Source organism: Butyrivibrio sp. INlla21 (genome assembly GCF_900116875.1).
Classification (GTDB): Bacteria; Bacillota; Clostridia; order Lachnospirales; family Lachnospiraceae; genus Butyrivibrio.
Genome location: NZ_FPCC01000008.1, coordinates 103669 through 125524 on the forward strand (window position 1 = coordinate 103669; position 21856 = coordinate 125524).

The following is a 21856-nucleotide window of genomic DNA, read 5'->3' on the forward strand; positions in this document are numbered from 1 at the left end:
ACACTCCTTGAATCTAGTTAGGCTTCTTCTCTTCAGATATCTTTGCAAATTCGCCATTTTCATATTTATACGTTAGTTCTACGTGTTCGCCGGGACCTGATCCGTATGAGCCCTTAAGAACATTCTCTTCCTCATCAATAAAGTAATTTGGGACTATTTCAAATGATTTTGTATATACGAATTCCCCACTATTGTCATATATGTATGCGCAATGTACTTCTTCTCCTGCAACGCCTTGATGTCCCAAGGAAATGACGACGTCTTTGTGTCCATCAAAATTCACATCAACATATGCAGCATTAAAATCACATGCGTCAAACACGTATCGCTCACTATACATGTAATCGCTTTTTGAAGGATAATCCACCATAAATGAAATTGTTTTTTCATTATTCTTTAAGAAAAAATAGTCCCTTAGATGAGCATATTCTCCTTCTACCTCTTCTGTACGCTCTATCGAAACGCGGTATAAACTATGGTCTTCATCAACCCATGCGGCGGATTCTACTTTTTCTCCTCTGCGAATTCTCACATCTTGCATTAGCTTTTCATTTATAGTCTCATCATCAGATAAAAATCCCCCTTCTTCCTCAATTATAACCGGCTTACCATCTGACCCTGTCAATATGTATTGCCTGTTATCTTCCATAGTAAGCAGGTACTTGTTCGAGTCAATCATCCGGCAATATATAATATTGTCTGCTATTATATTTCCTTCATAATCGACCACTCTAAGATAATCATGAGCATTTTTACCTTCGGTTCCTGTTTTGGTATTGTCATAGCAATAAATAACGCAATCCAATTCATAATCATTTTTGATGAATTCTAAACCGCTATAGTAGCTCTCAAGTATTTTTCCGGTTATATCCTTACCATCATAGTTGTAGATATATGCACCGTCATCCTTACGAAACATACAGATTTTTTCTGTTTCCAATCGAGCTCTTATGTAATCAATCTGTTCAGGCTTTACAATGATTTTGCCATTCTTATCACACATTCCATAGCTTCCTAGCACTTCGGAATAAAAAATCGCTGATCCATTATCTGCCAGCAACCTTTTAGAACCATTTTCTCCTAAGACTACGACTCTATCTGTTCCATCTATTTTATCAAAACTAATTTGTCTTCTTTCTTTTGCAAAAACCTCTCTATAAAACTTAGTTTTTGCCGAAATGCGGCTTAGGGCAATCTTAGGCAACGTCAACACCACATTTCCGTGATAATCGATTATATGTCCGAATCCATCCTCGGTTAAACCCTTTTCAAAGCTTATTTTGACTGGATATTTAGCACCTGTGTTCACACCATCATCTGTAGCAATCCCATACTTTACTTTATGAATCTTACTGTTAACGGGAGTTAGATTATCCTTTGAGTATCTATACACCTTCAAACTTCCGTTTTCTACTTCGGGACAGTCTATACACGGATCAGCATTAATCGCTTGACTCGAAGAAATCTTGGAAAGCTCTTCTGTTAGTGGATTATCGATTCTGTATTTACCACCTACATATATTCCGTTGCAAATAACAGTCAGCAACATCAACGTGGCAGATACAGAAATAATAATAGTCTCCCCTTTTTTATCTCCAAATAAGATCTCTGCAAATGCGGACAGCACTCTGTCAATCATCGAAATGGGATTATATCGATCCCACTCCCAATAAAAGAACCATTTTCGAGTATATGGCTCCTCTTCAGTGCTTAAACTGTTGACATATCCGGACATGCTTTCTCGCAGCAAAAGGATATATTGTACTAATCCAAGTAAATAACAAATGAATATATATCCGTATATAATATTAAAATTGCGATGTCTTAAGTCTGCGACATATAAATAATTAATAATCACAGGACTTATCAGAAAAATTATTCCCAGCCGCAATTTTCTAATTTTAAATTTCACACTCTTGTTCTTTGCGCCGTTTTTCCAATAAATCTCCGCCAAATAATCCAATATTCTTCTGATCAATGCAATTGCAATAAAAACTTTGAGGATGATATTCATCCATATGAAAAAAAGTGAAACGTCTTTCCCGTACAAATACTGAAGAAACAAAGAAAAAACATCGCAGAAAGCAAAGCACTTAAGCCCCTTGATAAGGAATATACGAGGTTCGCTTATGCGGAATAGCCCGGCGAAACACAAAAATATCCCTATTATAACAAGCGCACCGTCCAAAGTGCTTGTCATAAAAGGGTTCTTTGCGTCCATCATATGAATGACAAAATATATTCCTGAATAGATATAATAAAAAATTATAAATAGTAATGTTCTGTTCTCTTTTAGTTTATTCATCCGTTCAACACCCAACAATTTATTAACATACATCTTAACATTGTTGAAATTATCTCGTCAATGAGCCTTTAAAAAAAGGACAACGCATTTGCGTTGCCCTTGGTTTCAAATATTTTATTCAAAGCACTTCTTAACAGCCTCGATTATCACATCCTGCTGCTTAGGTGTCATCTTGTTGTCGCTGGGAAGGCAGAGGCCTCTTTCGAAGATGTCTGCTCCGACATCGACCATTCCTGTCTCTTTGATGTAAGCGTTACTTCTTGCTCGTCCGCTTCCGTGAACCGTCACAAAGGCATTGGTTCTGTAAATTGGCTGCATGTGCATGGGCTTCCAGATGGGGCGTCCCTCTGCATTGAGAGCCGCGATAGCATCAAGGATCTCTGTAGGGCAGCTCTTGCCGGGTTCGCTGATATAGAGAACGTCCTGCTCGCCACGAACCTGCTTACACATTGCTTCTTTGTCGATGATAAGGCATGAGAGCCAGAAGTTGGGCTCTGAGTTCTTTTCATCATATGGATTCATCTTAACGGGAAGGTTCTTGAAGCCTTCCTTGTATCTCTCATAAATAGCTTTCTTCTGAGCGATATGCTCCTCAAGATGAGGAAGCTGACCTCTTACAACTCCTGCAATCACATTACTCATGCGGTAGTTGTAACCAAGCTCTTCGTGCTGGTACCAAGGTGCGTCTTCTCTGGCCTGTGTTGACCACTTTCTTACCTTGTCGGCGTCTTCTTTGCTGTGAGCTAAGAACATTCCGCCCGCGGAGCCTGTTATTATCTTATTTCCGTTAAAAGATATTATGCTGTAATCTCCAAAAAGTCCTGTCTGTTTGCCCTTATAAGTTGCACCGAATGATTCTGCGGCATCTTCAACGATAAGAGCACCGTGTTTATCACAAACTTTTTTGATCTCGTCTGCTTTACCCGGAGTTCCGTAGAGATGCGCAACCACTACAAGTTTAACATCGGGATATATCTCAAAAGCTTTCTCAAGCGCCTTGGGGCACATATTCCAGGTATCGGCCTCTGTATCGATATAGACAGCCTCGCCGCCTTCGTAGGCAACGGGATTGACTGTCGCATCAAAGGTCATATCCGAGCAGAATACTTTTTTACCTTCGAGTACTCCGTGACCAACCTTGGGCTGACCGTAGAGTCTTTCTCCTGCGAGCTTAATGGCAAGATGGAGAGCCGCCGTTCCGGATGAAAGTGCAACCGCATCGGTGCATCCGATCTTTTCACAGACTTTTTTCTCTATCTCATTTAAATTGGCGCCTACAGTGGACATCCAGTTAGTCTCATAGGCTTCCTGCATGTATTTAAGCTCGTCGCCGTGCATTGTAGGTGATGAAAGATATACTTTTTTCTCAAATGGCTTAAGTTCCATATCCTCAATCCTCGTTTATCTTCTCTGCTGCTCTCTTAAGAGCTTCCATATGCTCCTTGGTCCTGTCGGCCTTATTGTCGGTCGGATGATAGGTTGTAACTATCTCCTGAACAAGTTCTCTAGTCTCGGACGATTCCTCTCTTGAAGCGACATTGAGCTTTTCAAGTTCGGCAAAGAACTTCATCTCATCGAGCTCAATAGGCTTTCCGATGTGGATCATCCTATTGGATGTATCCTGCAGTCCCTCTTCATCCATAAGCATCTCTTCATAGAGCTTCTCGCCGGGACGAAGACCTGTAAATTCAATCCTGATATCCTCACCAACCTTATAGCCCGAGAGTTTAATAAGGTTCTCCGCAAGGTCAAGGATCTTGACGGGTTCACCCATATCAAGGACAAATATCTCGCCGCCCTTGGCAAAAGCACCTGCCTGAAGCACAAGGGAGACCGCCTCTGATATGGTCATAAAATAACGTATGATATTAGGGTCAGTTACGGTAACAGGGCCTCCTGCCGCTATCTGCTTTTTGAAAAGAGGGATAACGGAACCGTTGGAGCCAAGTACGTTACCGAATCTAACGGCAACAAATTCCGTGTCATAGTGCTTGTTGAAGGTCTGTACGATCATCTCACAGATTCTTTTGCTTGCTCCCATGACGTTGGTCGGGTTAACAGCCTTATCCGTCGATATCATAACAAACTTCTCGGCGCCGTTCATCGCTGCAGCCATAGCTGTCTTCCAGGTTCCGAAGACGTTGTTCTTGATGGCTTCGTTCGGGCTGTCCTCCATGAGAGGAACGTGCTTGTGAGCCGCCGCATGATACACGATGTCGGGTTTATATTTTTCAAATATTTTGTTGATCCTGAGCGTATTTCTAACCGATGCTATAAGCACAATAAGATTAAGCTCGGGGAATCTTGTCTTAAGTTCCTGCTGAATATCATATGCATTATTCTCATAGATATCCACAATGATAAGCTTCTTGGGCTTGTGTCCGGCGATCTGTCTGCAGAGCTCGGAACCGATAGAGCCGCCGCCTCCGGTTACCATAACGGTCTTGCCGCTCACATAACCAGCGATGGAATCAAGATCGACCGCGATGGGATCTCTTCCGAGAAGGTCTTCTACTTCTACGTCACGAAGTCTTGATACGTTGACCTCTCCGTTAACGAGCTGATACATGCCCGGAAGTGAACGAAGCTTACAGTTGGTGTTCTTACAGATATCCAGGATCTTTTTCATCTCCTGCCTTGATACCGAAGGAATCGCAACTATGATCTCATCTATGTCGTAGAGATCGGCGCATTCAACTATTCTGTCTCTTCCGCCGACAACTCTGATGCCCTGAATGTACTTGCCCCACTTATTGGAGTCATCATCAATGATACATTTGATGGACATCGTTGAGTAATTGCTCGTAATGATCTCTTTTATGATGATGTTGGCAGCCTCGCCGGCACCGATTATCATTACCGCCTGGCTGTTGTTTCTGTTCTCAGCCCTGTGTTTCTGGCTTCTGAAAAATCTGTACGAAAATCTGCTCGTAAAGATAAATGCTATAAGCAAAAACGGATACAGGAAATAACAGGTCAGAGGAACCGCCTGCTCTCCGGGATATTTAAAGAACTGAAGTCCCACCGCATAAAGAATCGATGAAATAACGCACGCCATAACAAGGTTCTGGAGCTCTCGTTCTCCCGCATAGGCCCATAAACTGTCATAAAGCTTGAAAATAAAGAAGATAGCAAGCGTAACAAGTATATTTATAGGTAAGAACTCGGTTGCAGGCATCATAAAGTGCTCAGGTATGTTCGAAATCTTGAAATCATGCCTGATTATAAGCGCAAGATAATTGGCTATGATAATACTTAAGATGTCGTAAATGATAAGTCCGGTTCGCCTATACAGTTTTTGATAATTAAACGGTTCTTTTTTCTTGTCGTTCATATTCTTATTCTCTGCCTGTATTTTTAAATAACAAAGGTGCGATTGAAAGTAAAAGTGCCATAGTCATGGGATTTCCGAGGTCGAACACCCACTCACTCAAGCTTGCTACGGCAAAGCCCAAAATAATCGCAAATGCAAGAAGCGACAGAGGCTCTTTTTCCTCATTCTTCTTGTAAAAACGCGCTCCTACCACCAGTCCCGCGATAATAAATATAGTGAACACAATTCCCGTCAAAATACCATGGTCATAAGCCACCTGAAGATACGAATTGTGCGCATGGTAAATATCCGTTCCATCTGCGAACTTGGCGGGTTCTGCGTGTCCCGTCATGTTCAGCTCATTTAAATAGATCTTGAATAACGTTATTCTGCCGTTTGTACGGATATCCCAAATATTATCTTCATCTATGTACTGTGAGGAAACATCAAGGAGCATCGCAAGTTCCGCTCTTGTAATGCCGGTCGCCGCAAGGAGATTCTCATTAGGTAAAAGAGCCTGCTCATCATCGTCTTCTTCCCAATCCTCTTCACCGTCATTCGGATTACCGTACAGATCATATATATATTTGCCGTTTTCGAAGTCGTAATTGAGAATGTCATTGGGATAGTCATATTCCCCGACATCCATGCTGAGGACTTCACTCTCAAAGAGATTCACAAATCTCTCAACACACATAAAGTTGCTGTTGCCCCACGCAGCTCCACCTCTGACGAACTGATCCGCGTCGTCGCCGTACTCGTGGAATACCGGTCTTGCAACAATTGTAGGAACGATCCTTTGAAGCGTAAACACAGCGGGGAAGCATATAATAACAGCCGCTATCATAGTCGCAAGTATTCTTACAAACTGCTTCTTATGGCGTGTCGATACTATGATAAGCACCATGAGAACAACCATAAACAGTGATAAATATGCTGTCTGTGATACCGTGAATATCGCATATGAGGAGATCCATCCAAACAGGATCATCTCTTTCCAAGCTGATTTAAACAGCTCTTTTACCCCAAGATTCTTAGGGAACGCAACTATCTTGGCAGCCAGAAGAACTGTGGCGGTTGCATCCATAAAGATCAGGTATTCCGCTCCTACGGTAACCGTGTGGAAGAGGAATCCGAATCTTCCGCTGACGTAACCCGTAAAATATCTGTGAAGCAAACAATATACAAGCGAAATAGCAAAGTTCATCATAAGTCCGCCTGCAACTATACGGATAAAATGCTCTCTGCCTTTCCAGTAGGTAAGTCTGATGTATAGGCATCCGAAGATAGCCACCAGAACGATACCCCACAATTTTTCATTTCTGAATATGATCATCAGCGCAAACAAGACGATCGTCAGGATTCCGTATCCCGATATCTTAACGTTTCTGCTTGTTTTATCCGTGATATATCTGATCAGTATCCTTATAACGTTTATCACAACTATTCCGCCGAGTATAGCTATGATAACGCCGTATTTGAGAAGCATATTCTTAAGGTCATATTCCTTCTCGGTATCCGCGACCATATTGAGTCTGTAATATCTAAAGCCCGCAACTGCCGAAACCACAAGCCATATAAGATTCGGAACATTTATGATCTCAGAAGTAGTAAAGGTAAGAAGTATCATGACCGCGAACCAGATCACCATCCTACGCTGCGACAACCATCTAAAGATATCATAAGCGCCGTTCATGTAGTTACTTGCATGCCATACAACCATGGCCATGGCAAACATGATGGCTACGTATCTGACTTTATCCGCAAGCTCAATTCCCTCAAAGAAAGATATTCCGTTGGGGAGCTTTACAGCCTTGTGGTTAATTGCATAGAACACGATAGCGGCACTTATTATAAGTCCTATCTCATAAAAAATGATATCGGGCACTCTCAGATCAAAGACTCTCAAAGGAAAGACCATGATCATAAGTGTAAGGAAGAACACAGCGGCGATGGGATTGGCAACAACCTTTATCACCTTACCCACGGTCAAAAGAGAGTTCTTTTCCTTGAACTTATTAAAGAAAATGCCGATCAGTGCGTACAAAGCAGCCGTAACCGCCAAAATAGCCGCAATAATTATAAGTGAAAGCTTCTTGGACATCGGAAGTCTGTAATTAAACTTAGCATCAAGGTGCTTACCGGGTATCTCGCCATCGTTGAGGTAAAGACTTCCGAGATACTGCGAATTATCCGGAACATCCGTGAACTTAACGTTGTATTTGGATCGGCAGCTTTTAACGTACATGCTGTACTCTTTTCCGACTTCAACATCAAATTCCATAGGGACACGTACATATCCGGGCAGTTTGGCATTGCTTATATCAACAAATGCATTGAAATAGCTTGTCTCGAAATTCTCACTGATAGAGACAAAAACATAATGTCCCTTCTCAAGTGAATCCACATATATATCAACCGAACTTAATCTGTCATACTGAGCCACAAACTTCTGTGAAATACTGTAATCATAGTTAATTATCTGCTCGTCGGGAAGCCTGTTTCCTCCATCATTGGTCTCAAAAACGTTCGTCCAAATACGGCAAGGAAAGATGCTCAATACTGCGATGAGCGCCAAAATAAGGAGCACAGCTCTGAATGCAGTTTTTTTATCAACAATACTTCTCATAATTTCCATTGTACTTTCCGATTTATTTGCCTTTTTTATCGCAAAAATCCATCATTAAATATTAACATACACCCAAGGCTTAATCAAACCGCCTGTCGCCTGTGATCATAAGGAGCGGGAAGGCCAGCCAGAGTATCACGACGTACCTTACAAGATATGTCGGACCAAGGAGCACGGTAAGCCATGTAAGTATCATGGGCAAAAAGGGTATAATCCCGCTGTAATTCCTTCTGTGGAGCCTGTAAAGGAACACAAAAAGATAGATAAGCGCAAGAAGTCCCGGTGAAAAAAGATATGCGAGAACAGGCGCATCCTTGTGAAAGCTGCCTATGGAAATATATCTGTATAACTTATCTATAGGCGGAATAAGGCTTATCCTCTCTCCCGGAAGCTCTACCTCGTAGCCAAAGTACGAGCTTTCGTCGTAAGTAAACGTATAGACCGTATTTCCTTTGTATACGTTAATATCCGCAGGCGGATACCAGTATCCGTAGGAAGTAAGGAACCACGCATTGACATATGTCATCGGATGCTTTTTAAAAAGAGTCGTCCAAAGCTTCCAAAAGTTCTTTTTATCCTGCTCGTAGAGAGCATTGTTAAAGCCTACCTTTACAAGATCCGAGACTCTCGGAGTGTATTTAACAAGGTTCTTTTCGGGAATGTATGCGGTAAGGATAGCTTTCTCTTCCCCTGTCATCTCATCGCCGTTATATGCATAGACACGAGCCATCTGCATGATGGGTACGGTCAGCATCTCCTGATTGTCTTTCCTTCCGGATGTAAGAGCCGCAGAAAGCGCTGTTGACACTATCAGGTACAGGACAACCGGAATTATCAAAAGCCCCACGAGTTTCCCGGATATCTTTTTCCTGAAATAAATAAGCGCAAACGGGATAAAAACAAGATATGCATAAAAGCCGTTGTGGCGCATGAGAGGCATGAGTACTGTCGCCGCAAATAATAACAGCTGTTTCTTTTTATCTGCCATAAAGCCGTCTGTATCACGCACAAGCTCTGTCAAAAGAACTGTCATAAGAAGTAAAAATGCCGAAAAGAGTCCGTCTTTGCTCGAGCATAGCGTATACATTACGATAGTCGGAAATACGCCGTAGTAGATTGTCCAGGCAATAACAGAATTCTTGCCGATTCCTCTTTTTCTGAGATAATCAAGTACGTAAGTCATTATCAGCGTGATAACCAGCATCTGGATAACGATATAGGTAAATATCGCAATATTCCATGAGCCCGTGAGCTTGTGAACAAGTGCAATTGTTCCGCCCAGCAAAAGCACGTGCATAAGCGGATGGTGCGTTGTAAAGCTTCTTGTCAGGACTTCGTTTAATTCATCCTGCGCATCATATACGAAAAATCCCGGAAACTCCGCCAAAAGAACCGGGAGATTTAGAATGATCAAAGAAATGAAGGTTCTTTTGAAAAAGCCTTTTCCTTCCATGGGCTTAGGTACTGCGTTAAGGTCGATGAATCCAAAGAGCTTACGGCCATCCAGCGACATCTCGTAGCTTCTCCAAACATATCTCGTATCGATGGTGAGGATTACCATGATAAAGAACATGATCATTGGCATGTTGCCGTCTAATTTAATGGAATCAAACTTCTCGAGGCTGTATCCGATGAATAAAAAAGCCCCCGTTAAAACGCCAAACAAGCCTGACAAAAGCCAGGCTACTACTGTTTGCTTTATGCTGTTGTTCTGTGATTCCGGCCCCAAACTACTCTTTGTCATCTCTTGTCGTCTCTCGAATAACATACTGTGGATTCTTGTTCTGTGAGATGTAGAGTCTTCCTACATATTCTCCCACCATTCCAAGCATAAGAAGTATCATCCCGCCGATAAATACAAGTGCGGACATAAGTGCATAATATCCCTTAAACCGGGATGCATCCGGATAAACAAATTTAAGGATAACGGTGTAAACACCGAACAAAAAGCCGGCCACTGACAATAATCCGCCTGCCAAAGTAGCGATCCTAAGCGGTTTAATACTAAAAGCGGTAAAGCCGTTGATCCACAGCTTCATGAGCTTGCTGAAGGTATAACCGCTTTCTCCGACTTCTCTTTTTCTGTGATTGACATCAACATTGACAACATTGCTTGTTGTTCTGAGAACAAGTCCGATAACGTACGGATAAGAGCTCTCATACTTGATCATCTCGTCAACCACGAATCTCTTGACTGCGAAGTAGCTTGAAACAAAAAGATCCTTGGGTTTTCCGAGCATCACATGGGCCATCCATTCATTCATGGCGCTTCCGAAGTTTCTGAATCCGTTGTGCTGCTTATGAGCATATCTTGCATATACGGCGTCCGCTCCGTCTCTGAGCGCATTCAGAAGTTTATATACTTCGTTTGCGGGAGTCTGTCCGTCATCGTCAAGACACACCACATAATCGCCCTGCGCCGTGTTTAGTCCGGCCATGAGAGCCGCATGCTGTCCGAAGTTCTTGGCAAAATTGATGCCTGTGACAATATCGGAGTGTTTATCCGCTATTTCTGAGATCTTGCCCCAAGTATTGTCGGGAGATCCGTCATTTATAAGCACGATCTCATAGATGTACTCTTCGGAATCCTTCATTGTCTCTATGATCTCATCTACAACAGCTCCGAGAGTATTCTCGGATCTGTAGCATGGAATTATAAAACTGACTGATTTTTTCTGCATTCTTATCAAAACCTTTCGCTTAGTTCGGGTTTTACGATTATATGTTCAAACTGCCGTTTATAAGAGTTTTTCCATAAGTATCATATCACTTTTTTGACCATCACTGCACTCTACCTGTAAAAGATCCTTGGTCTTTACAAATCCGGCCTTGGAATAGCTTCTTATGGCTATTTCGTTATAGGCAAATGCCTTGAGATAGACTCTTTTAAGTCCGATCTCTTTTGCATAGGAAAGAGCAAGAAGCACGGTCTCACTGCCGTAGCCTCTTCCGACAGCATCGTCCTCGCCGATGAATATTCCATATTCGGCGGTTCCTTCTTCTCTGTCGATATCTCTGAAATACACACTTCCGACAGGCCTGTGATCGTTATCGTTCTCGCAGATAATGAACTGCTCAACCTTGCCTGTCATGATCTTGGTCTTAAACCAGTTTTCATGAATCTCTTTGGTAAATACAACCTTATAAACGAAATTATTACGTACTCTCTCGTTATTTCTCCACTTTACAATAAGCTCCGTGTCATCCAAGGTTATCTTTCTTAGGGACACCTTTTTCCCGATGACATCAAAGCCCTGTGTCTCTTTTTTCATAACAGGTCTCCGTAGTCTCTTGTCAGTCTTATTTTTCCCTGATCTCGTATATTGCGAAGGCATCGGCCACTACATCCTTTTGTTCAACCGTAATGTCCAAGCCTTTGTATTCATAATAATCTTTTATCCAATCGATGCTCTCAGACTTATTTTGAACGAAATATGCCTTATCTGTCAAAAGAGCTGACTGCATATCGTCAAATCCCGCCTTTGCAAGCTTCTTTTTCGTAAGAGGGCTGTTAATTCCCCAGCCGCCCATAAGGTCGTGGTTTGCAAAAGAGTTATCGACTCTGTCAAAGAGCTTTTCAGAGAACAAAGCTTCGCCCTCCGCCATGTCTTTTCCGCATGATACGGAGGTATAGGTATCTACAAAGTAGAAATTTTCTTTATTGTCCGCAAAATAGTCATAGAGCGCATCATAATGCGTCCTCATAAGTTCTCTGGACTTCTGTTCCGCAGTTATTACTGCCTTTTGATTCGGAATAGCCAGAACCGACAATACTGCAGCGATAAATAATATCTTATACGGATAGTTGCCGCTCTTCTTGGCTCTTTTAAGCAATATGGCAAACATGATCATTATCTCGATAAATAAGAGCGGATGCGAGATCCTGATCGGAACTCTTCTTCCCATGATCATATATATCCACAGTGTCGTTCTGCAGGCAAATAACAGGGCAAGCGCTCCAACAACGCGGAGGTTTTCCTTATTGCTGCTGTTCTCCCTCGGAATAAGGTATGATATGAGAACTCCGAGATAAAGCGCTATCACTATGATGTTCCACGGAAAATAAGACTGTGGCTCAAGATAGCTCTTTTGCTCCGAAAAATTGTGAAGCTCATATATATACTCGGAAAAAGCTTGTTTCAAATGCGAAGGAAGCGGCTGTTCATCGGATCTACGTGCCTTGGCGTACGCCGATACTTCAGTTAAAACCGATGTATCTATCTTGTCATCAAGGCCGAAATTGTAATTCTCCAAAAGCATGTACTCGCTTTTATCGAGTCCTAGCTCATCATAAAACTCTTTGTTCTCATCATATTCGGGAATGTACTGATAGTCGTAAAGCTGCGTTCTTGCTTCGAAAAAAGCATTATATTCTTTCCACTGCGAAGGTGAAAAAGCAATTTGATGTATGACAAAGCCGATCACCAAAGCCGTAACGATCGCACCGAATAATCTGAGGCAGTCGAAAAACTCTTCTTTTGTCAGGTTTAAAAGCCATCTGATAAAGATAGCAACACACACCATAGGAAGTGTCAAAAGAAGCATCTCGGAGCGAAGCAGAAATGCGATAAATATAAGTATCAGCGCTGCTTCGAAGTTTTTATCCTCGCCTTTTTCATGCATGAGTATCAAAAAGGCAGCCGTTCCGGATATAAAGCCGGTCGTAAATGTGTAATGAATAAACAAAAAGTGAGCGCCTATCGCTCCCAAGGAAAAGAGCAGCATAAATAATACTACTGCGCTCTTATTTTCAAGCTTTTTGCATGTCTTAAGCGCGGTGTGGGTGATAATAAACACGCACACATACTGCGCTCCGCACAAAAAAATGCCATACCAGTCTAAGCTTCTTACCACTCTGTAAAGGAGCGAGAAGAAAAAGCTTATCGGATACAGCATCTGTATATTATGACCTTCGGGAGCGCCTGTATAGGCTCCCGAAAGTAGATCCTTTATCAGGACGTCATCATTGGCTTCAAACCAATAATCACCTATAAAGCCCATGAAAAGAACCGCCACCAGCACCAAAACCAAAGAGATTATGAAGTTGGATATTTTATACGTTTTTTTCATAGTATTCTTTTACTCTTGTAATAACCTCATTGCGGTCACTGTCTGTGAGCTTGTAGTACATGGGAAGGCGAAGAAGTCTCTCGCTCTCCTTTGTAGTATATTTGTCCTCTCCTCGGAATTCACTGTAAATAACTCCGGCCTTGGAAGAATGAAGAGGAACATAGTGAGAAGCAGGAAGGATATCATTTGCTTTAAGGTATTTGATAAGTCCTTCTCTTTCCTCAAAGTCTTTACACTTAATGTAGAACATGTGAGCATTGTGAACGCACTCTTTCGGAACGTAAGGAAGCTCTATAAGTCCTTTTTCTGCAAGAGGAGTGAGTTCCTCGTAATATGCGTTCCAGCTCTTTAATCTGTCATTGTTGATCTCATCGGCCATCTGAAGCTGAGCATAGAGATATGCAGCGTTCATATCACTTGGAAGGAACGAAGAACCGGGCATAATCCAGCTGTACTTATCAACCTTGCCAAGCTTGTAGAGTGTACGGTTGGTTCCTTTTTCTCTGATGATGATGGCATCGTCTACATACTTCTCATCTCTTATGAGAAGCGCTCCGCCCTCACCCATGCTGTAGTTCTTGGTCTCATGGAAGCTGTAGTTACCAAAATCACCGATTGCTCCGAGTGCCTTGCCCTTGTATGTTGCCATAACGCCCTGCGCAGCGTCTTCAATTACAAGAAGGTTATGTTTCTTTGCTATATCCATGATGGTATCCATCTCGCAGCCGACACCTGCGTAATGAACCGGAACGATGGCTCTGGTCTTGGGTGTGATAGCCTGCTCAATGAGGTTCTCATCGATGTTCATGGTATCGGGTCTGATATCAACGAATACTACCTTTGCTCCTCTAAGAACAAACGCGTTGGCTGTTGAAACGAAGGTATATGAAGGCATGATAACCTCATCGCCTTCCTTGATGCCCGCAAGTATAGCTGCCATCTCGGTTGCATGTGTGCAGGAGGTTGTAAGAAGCGCCTTTGAAACGCCTGTCTTTTTCTCGATCCACTCATTATCAAGATCTGTGTACTTACCGTCTCCGCAGATCTTCTGAGCTTCCACACACTCTTTTATATAATCAAATTCTTTTCCCGTATAGGGTGGTACATTGAAGTTAATTCTCATAAGCTATGACCTTCTTTTCTATCTTCTGTTGAAGCCTCTTTATCAATCTTTCTTCTCAAGGAAAATCTTTCTTGTGATGAAATTATAAACCATTACAACGCCTGTTGCTCCGAATTTAAAGAATACGTCCTTTGCAAAAGAAGCGCTCATAATGCCGTTAAGCCATGACCAGTTCTTGTAAATGAGATCGAATCCCACAAAAAGACAAAGTTCATTGATTCCGAGTCCTATGGCACTGAGGATAACGAAGATTATAAACTCCTTCTTCCTGCTCATATCCTCTTTTCTCTCAAATACAAACTTAAAGCTGAGGATATAGTTTGCAACTACGGAAACCGTAAATGCTATAAATCCCGAGATAAGATAATACTGCGGGAAAACATTATCAAATCCCACTGCCTCGAATCCGGCATTGAAAATCCTGTAGATTACATAATCGATAATAAAGCAGATAACTCCGACTACGCCAAATTTGGCAATCTGTGCCAATAATTTATTCATAATATTTTCCTCTTTCTTGCCTAAATATTCTTATGCGCGCTTTGCTCGCCGTCTTACTGATCGTTTGCGGCATAAACCGTAAATCTATCACTCTCGAAGATTTTATTATAATCGTGTTTGCCGATATAGTCCATCAGCTTATCGTATTTAACAGAAAAATTGGCATATCCGTCATTCTCTTTATATCCGATTATTACAGTCGGAGCGGGCTCTTTCGAGGCATCAAGAGAACTAAGTGCATCATCAAAACTATCAACCGAATAACTGTCAAGATCGGGCCAGGTTGTATTTATTGCAGGACTCATGTCAAAAACATACGGAATGCCCGGGATCTCGCCGAAAGTCAAAACTTTTCCGGATGTCAGATTATTATCCTCAAGGCTTGCCTTAAGCTCTTTTAGCGTACTGTAATTATCTGCGGTCGTCACAAGGCCTTTTGCTTTAGGAATCTCAGTCACTTTTGTGTCGCGAGGTGTTCCGTCCATACCGTCAACAAATGAGAAATTGATATGGAAAAGAGCGCCCTGGAACAGCGTCGCAATAATAACTCCTGTTATCATTGCCTGCCATGCAAAGTTCCATTCTCCATCGCCGAGTCTTTGCATAAGTCTTCTCATAAGCCACAGACTTATAGGTGCTATCAGGAACAGACAATTAAGAACCGGCATTGTACGGTTATTGCTTCCGAGCGGAAGAATAAGGATCTGCACAAGTGCCATGGCTGACAACGTTCTCTCTTCCACGGTTCCGTTAAGGATCCCGTGCGCACCTATAATGCATAATACGGCCGATATTATCAAAAACATCATCGCAACCTGAAACATGCAATCATAGTAAAAATAATTGGCTGTGAGAACGCCCTGTCCGTAATAATACCTTGCAAGTACCAAGAGACCTGCTATAAAAGCAAGCTTCTTAAGAAGTACAAATCTTCCCTTTGCCATTAGGAACATGATAATTCCTGCGGCCAAACACGGGATCATTATTATCATATTTTTAAAAGTATGCAAATATGCTTCAATGATTAGCTCAAGCATTCCTCCGGATGAATAATCGGAAGCACCCTCCGTCATCGACAGAAGTTTAATTATAGCTTCGGGATAAGCATTAAAGCCATATTTTATTGAGATCAGGATAAGCGGAAGTCCAAGTCCCGCCACATATCCGGCTATGCAAACACCGGTCTTTCTCGCCGCATCTATGAATTTGTCCTTGTTTATAAACGAATAGAACCACAAAACAAGGATCAGCATACAATCCACTATGGCCGGGAAACGCGCAAGTACGTTGAGTCCAAGGCATACACCCGCTGCAAAAAGAAGTATATTCTGCTTCTTCCAGGAAAAAATTCCAAGGATAAGTAAGATCGAACCGATTGTCAGCAAAAAATACGGAATATACTGATACAGAATCACTCTCGGAGCCCAGCAAAGGCTTTCGGCAATAAACTCTCCGATAAAGATCATCCAGCCGGGTAGCCAGTTCTGAAGCACGTAATACGAAACAAGCGCCATAGCACTTATAAAGAACGTGCAATAAACAGCGAAGCCTATCATTGTGCCTGCTCCCGGAAGCTTCATTATCAGGCTTCCGATAAGATTCGAAAAGTACGTAGAAAAAAGCCACATCGGATCTACATTACTCATATATTCGAAATTACCGAGATTATAAGTCGTGTCGGCAATATCAAGTCCCGCGGTAATACCAAAAAAGGGATATAACAACAAGACCACGGGAAAGAAATATCTCTCCAGCGGGCGTTGAAATCCCTTCAGTTTCATAAAATAGCTTCTGATATTTTTTAGCATAAATCCTCGTCAATACGTTTGATCAGCTTGAAAAGCTTGGTGTTTTCACATATTCTTCCGATAAAGTTGAAGACATATTTTCTGACCCAATCAACAAATATTCCGGCAAAGAATACTATCAAGATCGAAACAACAAGATGAATAAAATACATCGGAACATTATCAAGCGGAGTCTCCCCGATGATATGCTCGATCCATTCAACCCATCTGTCCGCAATCTCAAAATGCATATGAAGAAGATATACGCCAAGTGTATACGGCGCGATTATCCTTATAACTTCGGCAAAGAAATTTTCTTTTAGCTTCATGAATCTAAATAAAGAAAACAGTCCAAGCGCTCCCGTAAGCGTGAAAATAAAGTTGTAATGGTTCGGAACACCCGCGTAGTAGTTAAATCTTCCGGTATCATAGTTTATCTTGTAAAAGACAAGACTAAGCACCGCTATCACTGCAGCCGATAACACAAAAACTATAGCGCTTCTCTTGGCATCACGGAAAATAACAACATTATATTTCCTAATATATGCCGCAATAAGATACAGGCATATAAACCATCCGAAATCGTATCCCATTCTGTCAGTTCCGAACTGTACCGGAACGACACTCTTGATAACACAGAACCAGAACAAAAGACCTATTATGACAGCCTTCATCTGTTTTCTCTTAAGCGTATTTACCGCAGCATTCATAACCGGCGCAAGCGCATACATGATCACATACGCCGTCACAAACCAGTAGTGCTCCGCAGATATAGGGAAAAGATATTTCAAAGTTCTGTCCAATTTATCCTCGGGTCTTACCGTGTATGCTCCGACAAACATCATCGCAGCGGAAACAAGGAGAGTATAGAAATAAACCTGAAGAATAAGCTGCAGCATCTTACTGAATTTAACATTTGAAGCAGAAAGGAAATATCCGCTTATAAGCACATAGACATTGACACCGGTTATCGCTATGGCTTCCAGAATGGATGCAAAGATCCGAACATGCGAAGCAGGCTCTCCCGGTTCAAGCAGAGCCTTTGATTGAAAATTAAAATGAAGAGTAAGGATCATCAGCATTGCCACGATCCTTAAAAGTTCAATATTCGCATTTCTTTTCTGTGTCATACCCTGGCCGGTCATTATAGCCTCCGTCTGTCTTGTTTATTCTACATCGCTGTGCTTATTGTCTGTCTACGACCGCTTTGCCGTCCTTTATACTGTAAACCATATCGCACTTCTCGATTGTCTGTAATCTGTGCGCAATGATAACAAGCGTTTTTCTTCCGTGAAGCTTGTTTATTGAATCCATAATGGCTGCCTCAGTCTCATTATCAAGAGCTGAAGTTGCTTCATCAAGGACAAGTACCTCGGGATCTTCAAAAAGAGCTCTCGCAATTCCGATTCTCTGTCTCTGTCCGCCTGAGAGACGAATACCTCTCTCACCTATGCTGGTATCAAGTCCCTCGGGAAGTGATCTTACGTATTCATCAAGAGATGCTTCCTTAAGGGCCTGCCACACTTTATTATCATCAATATCCTCATCTGCATATCCGAATGCCACGTTCTTTCTGATAGTTGAATCAAGCATAAAGATAGTCTGAGGAATATAGCCAATATTCTTGAGCCATCCGGGATAGTTGGTCATTACATCTGTGCCGTCTGCATAGATATGACCGCTTTCAGTCTGAAGCAGTCCAAGCATTATATCAACAATAGTTGTCTTACCGGCACCGGAAGTTCCAACAATACCTACGGACTTGCCAACAGGCACTTCCATGTCCGCATGCTCAAGAACGTATTTATCTGAATTGGGATACTTGTAAGTAATATCCTTTAAAAGAATGCTCTTATTAACGGGAAGCTTCTTGGCTTCAATCTTCTTTCTGTAGTCTTCGCTGTTATATGATATCGAGCCGTCGTGGATCTCCTCCTGAAGATTATCGCTTACGTTCATAAGGAAAGGCTCAAAGTAAGCGATACTTGTGAGGTAATTGTTGATCCTGTTGGCACTGGGAATGAGTCTTGCCGCAGCTGCCGCAAGTACAGTAAGCGGAGCAATCAGGTCCTCAAGCGGTGTTCCCGTAGCCATAGCAACAAGCATATATCCAATCATTCCTGTAATAGCCACAGACTCTATCAAAAGTCTCGGTGTAGAATTATAAAGATTGTACTTCTGAACCGCATTTACATAGCCGGCTCCACAATCGGCATATCCGTTGATAAAATAATTCTCTTTATTGGCAATCTTAATCTCTTTGATTCCCGTTACGGACTCGTCGATCCACTTATAAAGCCCGCTGTAATAGTCCTGATTCTCCTGTCCGGCCTTGACCATAATGGGCTTGATCTTATACTTGATGAGCAAAAGAACTATCAAGAGGATCGCAGCAATTGAAATAGTCATCTTAGCTTCTTTACTAAGAAGATATACAACAATACATATAAATACGATGATCTCGCTGATAAGCTGTAAAGAGCTAAGGATAAGACCGTACATATTGTTAACATCAGAAGTAATGCTTCGCTGAATAACACTGGTATCAGCGTTAAGATAATATTCGTACGGACGCTGCATAAAGTTGATCATCATTCTTCTTGATGTGGCAAACTGATTGGTGTAAACAAACCTAAGCTGAACCACATTCATGAAATACAAAAACACATTCTTTATGATAAAAACAAATATGAGTGCAACCATCAATGCCCCGGCAAGCTTAATAACATCGGAGTTGCTGATATTGAGCAACTTGCAGATGTAGGAAAGCTTTTTGCTCTCTTCTATCTTCCCGGGCTTCGATATCGTCTCCACGATAGGCACAATAAGGGCAATTCCGAGAGACTCAAGCAAGCCTCCGATGAGCATCAGAAAAACCATACCCGCCATCTGTCTTTTTTGTTTTGCATCAAGCAAAAGCATCAGTTTTTTATAAATCTTACGCATAAAACCAATAATCCTTCCGGTTTTAATATAATCAAAAGCTTTAATCTGTTATTGCTTCATTCTGTCTGTGAATCTCCGGAGCTTCATATTTGTCCATGAAATTGTCTCCGAGATAATGCTTTTCTTTTACGAACTGAATCGAATCAACCACGGTATATACAGACACGAGCCTGTCAAAATAGAGTCCGTCGATAAAGTTAAGCATCTCCATAGGGAACGAACCGTCAAGAACGATCGCATCGGGAAATGTCTTGTTGTAATCAAGATAATCTCTCGGGTGCTGTTTGATAAGTACCACAGCACGCTTACCATCTATAGTACCATATTCGTCAATAATATCCCTAAAGATGCGCTCTCTGGTCTCAAGGTCGCAGAGTGGCTCAGATAAAACAAGAAGTGTCTTACCGTCTTTTTCTTTAAACAGCTTTTCCTTCAGCCCCTGCATATCATCAACAAAGAGCTCAAGCATCTTCTCTTTTTCTTCAGAGGTAAGTCTGTTTGTAAGCTTCTTTCTTGGAAATTCAACGTACTTTTCACACGGATAAGGAAGCACGGATATGTTGTTTACTTCCATATCGATGCAATATCTTCCGTAGCCGTTTTGTATATGTATAAGTCCCAGAGACGCCATAAATGCTTTGATTTTAAAATGACCCCTGTTATCGTATCTTGCAGTGTCATAATATCTTATGCAGTCGAGTCCGTCTTCTACGGCGTGGTACTTTATCTTTTTATAATTCAGATAATAGCCTATAGGATCCGAATCGCAGAACACATATATATCCTTGTATTTCTTAAAATCCACGGGAATATACTTCTCTTGGAGCTTTCCAAATCTCTTGCAGAACTTTATTCGCTTGATCATATTGGTGACGATACTGCCCGAATCGGTCTTGAGCTCCTTGAGTTCAGGGAAAAAAGTGTCTTCCTTCTCATCGTACTCAAACACTTCATCGAAGATATCGCTGTTCTTTGCTCTTTCGACCATCTTTCCAAAATTATTGGACATCTTGGAAAGTACAAGAGATGCCTTCTTACCGTCAGCTATATAAAATTCTTTAAGGCACGCCACATATACATGATAAAAGGTGTGACATACATAAATTCTATCGTGCATTTTGTTTCCCACTTCTCAGCCCTCTATAAAACCACAATAATCTGTAATAGCAATAAAAAAACAGGTGTGATTTCATTTGATAAGAGATTAGCTTCTTTTCCTCGGGGTGAATTTTCTCTTTATAATATTCATTGTCTTGGAAATTTGGAAAGGTTTCTTGCATTTCCATGGCCAGCTTCTTGCAAAATCCGTACACATTTTTTAGTCCGGACTTCTTTGGCATCGCCGAAAACAAAGTATTTATATAAAACAATACCGTATACTGGAACTCTATCTCGGGCTTATACTCCTCAAAATAGCCGTTTTCTTTGGCCTGGGCAACTATCTCTCTTCCCGCAGTCATTCTGTCCTCAAGGTTCTTCATAGAAATGCTGTGAACCGTAGAGGCATCGTGCTGATAGTAAAAATACAAAGGCTCATCAATATACTCAAAATGCTTGGATCTGAGCATCCAGGTATTACTTACGGCGTTGTCCTCGTAAAAGATATCCTCAGGGAATATATCAAGCTTGTCCTTGGTCTCAGGAACATAGTCACCCACAATGAGCTCTCGTCTGTAGACCTTAACGACCAAAGAACCGGTCTCTATCAAAAGGTTCTTGTAGCGTTCTTTATTCATAACACCTGTTTGCGAATAATTATTGTTGTGGACTACCTTTCCGACGTTAAAGCTATGATCTGTGACCATAGTGTAATCACAGCCCACCATGTCTGCCCCGGTCTCTTCTGCCTTCTTAAGAAGTCTCTCGTAATAGTCGGGAACAATAAAATCGTCCGCATCTATAAACCCAAGCCACTCGCCCCGGGCTTTCGCAAGACCGATATTCTTGGCGCCTCCCTGGTGGTGATTGACTTCGGAATGAAGGGCTATGAATTTATCAGGATATCTTGCCATATAGTCCTTCAGGATTTCATAAGATTCATCCGTAGAGCAGTCATCAACCGCTATTATCTCGTATTCACCAAAAGAGAGCTGCTGATTTACCAGACTCTTTAAACAATAATCAAGTTTTCCGTCAGCTGCCATGTTATATACAGGCACTATGATACTTAGTTTTTTCATGC

At 41.8% G+C, this 21856-nt stretch carries 15 protein-coding genes; all 15 read right to left on the minus strand.

What is annotated here, in order from left to right; all coding sequences use genetic code 11:
* Positions 1-13: 13 nt before the first annotated feature.
* Positions 14-1735, minus strand: coding sequence for an XAC2610-related protein (locus BM377_RS06580; RefSeq protein ID WP_143104477.1), 1722 nt, complete (start codon positions 1733-1735; stop codon positions 14-16).
* A 684-nt stretch (positions 1736-2419) separates the two neighbouring features.
* Positions 2420-3691, minus strand: coding sequence for a DegT/DnrJ/EryC1/StrS family aminotransferase (locus tag BM377_RS06585; protein WP_092245585.1), 1272 nt, complete (start codon positions 3689-3691; stop codon positions 2420-2422).
* A 4-nt stretch (positions 3692-3695) separates the two neighbouring features.
* Positions 3696-5639 carry a polysaccharide biosynthesis protein gene (locus BM377_RS06590; RefSeq protein ID WP_092245588.1) on the minus strand — a complete coding sequence of 648 codons (1944 nt, stop codon included), beginning with the start codon at positions 5637-5639 and terminating at the stop codon, positions 3696-3698.
* A gap of 4 nt (positions 5640-5643) precedes the next feature.
* A complete protein-coding gene (locus tag BM377_RS06595) occupies positions 5644-8256 on the minus strand; it encodes an O-antigen ligase family protein (RefSeq protein ID WP_092245591.1) in 2613 nt (870 codons plus the stop codon).
* A 70-nt stretch (positions 8257-8326) separates the two neighbouring features.
* On the minus strand, positions 8327-9991 hold the full coding sequence (locus BM377_RS06600; RefSeq protein WP_092245594.1) for a DUF6020 family protein: 1665 nt from the start codon (positions 9989-9991) through the stop codon (positions 8327-8329).
* On the minus strand, positions 9978-10928 hold the full coding sequence (locus BM377_RS06605; protein ID WP_092245597.1) for a glycosyltransferase family 2 protein: 951 nt from the start codon (positions 10926-10928) through the stop codon (positions 9978-9980). Before BM377_RS06605 ends, BM377_RS06600 begins: the two co-directional genes overlap by 14 nt.
* 57 nt (positions 10929-10985) lie before the next feature.
* On the minus strand, positions 10986-11519 hold the full coding sequence (locus tag BM377_RS06610) for a GNAT family N-acetyltransferase (protein ID WP_158588915.1): 534 nt from the start codon (positions 11517-11519) through the stop codon (positions 10986-10988).
* A 28-nt stretch (positions 11520-11547) separates the two neighbouring features.
* A complete protein-coding gene (locus tag BM377_RS06615; RefSeq protein WP_092245603.1) occupies positions 11548-13317 on the minus strand; it encodes a hypothetical protein in 1770 nt (589 codons plus the stop codon).
* Positions 13301-14440, minus strand: a complete 1140-nt coding sequence (gene rffA / locus BM377_RS06620; protein ID WP_092245606.1) for a dTDP-4-amino-4,6-dideoxygalactose transaminase — start codon at positions 14438-14440, stop codon at positions 13301-13303. The genes BM377_RS06615 and rffA overlap by 17 nt, the downstream gene beginning before the upstream one ends.
* Positions 14441-14482: 42 nt before the next feature.
* Complete coding sequence (locus tag BM377_RS06625) at positions 14483-14941, minus strand: GtrA family protein (RefSeq protein ID WP_092245608.1); 459 nt, start codon at positions 14939-14941, stop codon at positions 14483-14485.
* A 53-nt stretch (positions 14942-14994) separates the two neighbouring features.
* Positions 14995-16722 carry a hypothetical protein gene (locus BM377_RS06630; protein ID WP_143104478.1) on the minus strand — a complete coding sequence of 576 codons (1728 nt, stop codon included), beginning with the start codon at positions 16720-16722 and terminating at the stop codon, positions 14995-14997.
* 20 nt (positions 16723-16742) lie between these two features.
* Positions 16743-17873: an acyltransferase gene (locus BM377_RS06635; protein ID WP_092245613.1), complete on the minus strand. Its 1131-nt coding sequence runs from the start codon at positions 17871-17873 to the stop codon at positions 16743-16745.
* Positions 17874-17913: 40 nt separating this feature from the next.
* On the minus strand, positions 17914-19674 hold the full coding sequence (locus BM377_RS06640; protein WP_092245616.1) for an ABC transporter ATP-binding protein: 1761 nt from the start codon (positions 19672-19674) through the stop codon (positions 17914-17916).
* A 40-nt stretch (positions 19675-19714) separates the two neighbouring features.
* The gene (locus BM377_RS06645) at positions 19715-20791 is read right to left on the minus strand and encodes a polysialyltransferase family glycosyltransferase (RefSeq protein WP_092245682.1); all 1077 of its coding nucleotides are present in this window, start codon (positions 20789-20791) and stop codon (positions 19715-19717) included.
* The gene (locus BM377_RS06650) at positions 20781-21854 is read right to left on the minus strand and encodes a glycosyltransferase family 2 protein (RefSeq protein ID WP_092245620.1); all 1074 of its coding nucleotides are present in this window, start codon (positions 21852-21854) and stop codon (positions 20781-20783) included. The genes BM377_RS06645 and BM377_RS06650 overlap by 11 nt, the downstream gene beginning before the upstream one ends.
* Positions 21855-21856 lie beyond the last annotated feature (2 nt).

Coding starts and splice junctions, on each gene's coding strand:
- BM377_RS06580 (WP_143104477.1), bottom strand. CDS start 1,735: ATGTCCGGATATGTCAACAGTTTAAGCACTGAAGAGGAGCCATATACT.
- BM377_RS06585 (WP_092245585.1), bottom strand. CDS start 3,691: ATGGAACTTAAGCCATTTGAGAAAAAAGTATATCTTTCATCACCTACA.
- BM377_RS06590 (WP_092245588.1), bottom strand. CDS start 5,639: ATGAACGACAAGAAAAAAGAACCGTTTAATTATCAAAAACTGTATAGG.
- BM377_RS06595 (WP_092245591.1), bottom strand. CDS start 8,256: ATGGAAATTATGAGAAGTATTGTTGATAAAAAAACTGCATTCAGAGCT.
- BM377_RS06600 (WP_092245594.1), bottom strand. CDS start 9,991: ATGACAAAGAGTAGTTTGGGGCCGGAATCACAGAACAACAGCATAAAG.
- BM377_RS06605 (WP_092245597.1), bottom strand. CDS start 10,928: ATGCAGAAAAAATCAGTCAGTTTTATAATTCCATGCTACAGATCCGAG.
- BM377_RS06610 (WP_158588915.1), bottom strand. CDS start 11,519: ATGAAAAAAGAGACACAGGGCTTTGATGTCATCGGGAAAAAGGTGTCC.
- BM377_RS06615 (WP_092245603.1), bottom strand. CDS start 13,317: ATGAAAAAAACGTATAAAATATCCAACTTCATAATCTCTTTGGTTTTG.
- rffA (WP_092245606.1), bottom strand. CDS start 14,440: ATGAGAATTAACTTCAATGTACCACCCTATACGGGAAAAGAATTTGAT.
- BM377_RS06625 (WP_092245608.1), bottom strand. CDS start 14,941: ATGAATAAATTATTGGCACAGATTGCCAAATTTGGCGTAGTCGGAGTT.
- BM377_RS06630 (WP_143104478.1), bottom strand. CDS start 16,722: ATGAAACTGAAGGGATTTCAACGCCCGCTGGAGAGATATTTCTTTCCC.
- BM377_RS06635 (WP_092245613.1), bottom strand. CDS start 17,873: ATGACCGGCCAGGGTATGACACAGAAAAGAAATGCGAATATTGAACTT.
- BM377_RS06640 (WP_092245616.1), bottom strand. CDS start 19,674: ATGCGTAAGATTTATAAAAAACTGATGCTTTTGCTTGATGCAAAACAA.
- BM377_RS06645 (WP_092245682.1), bottom strand. CDS start 20,791: ATGCACGATAGAATTTATGTATGTCACACCTTTTATCATGTATATGTG.
- BM377_RS06650 (WP_092245620.1), bottom strand. CDS start 21,854: ATGAAAAAACTAAGTATCATAGTGCCTGTATATAACATGGCAGCTGAC.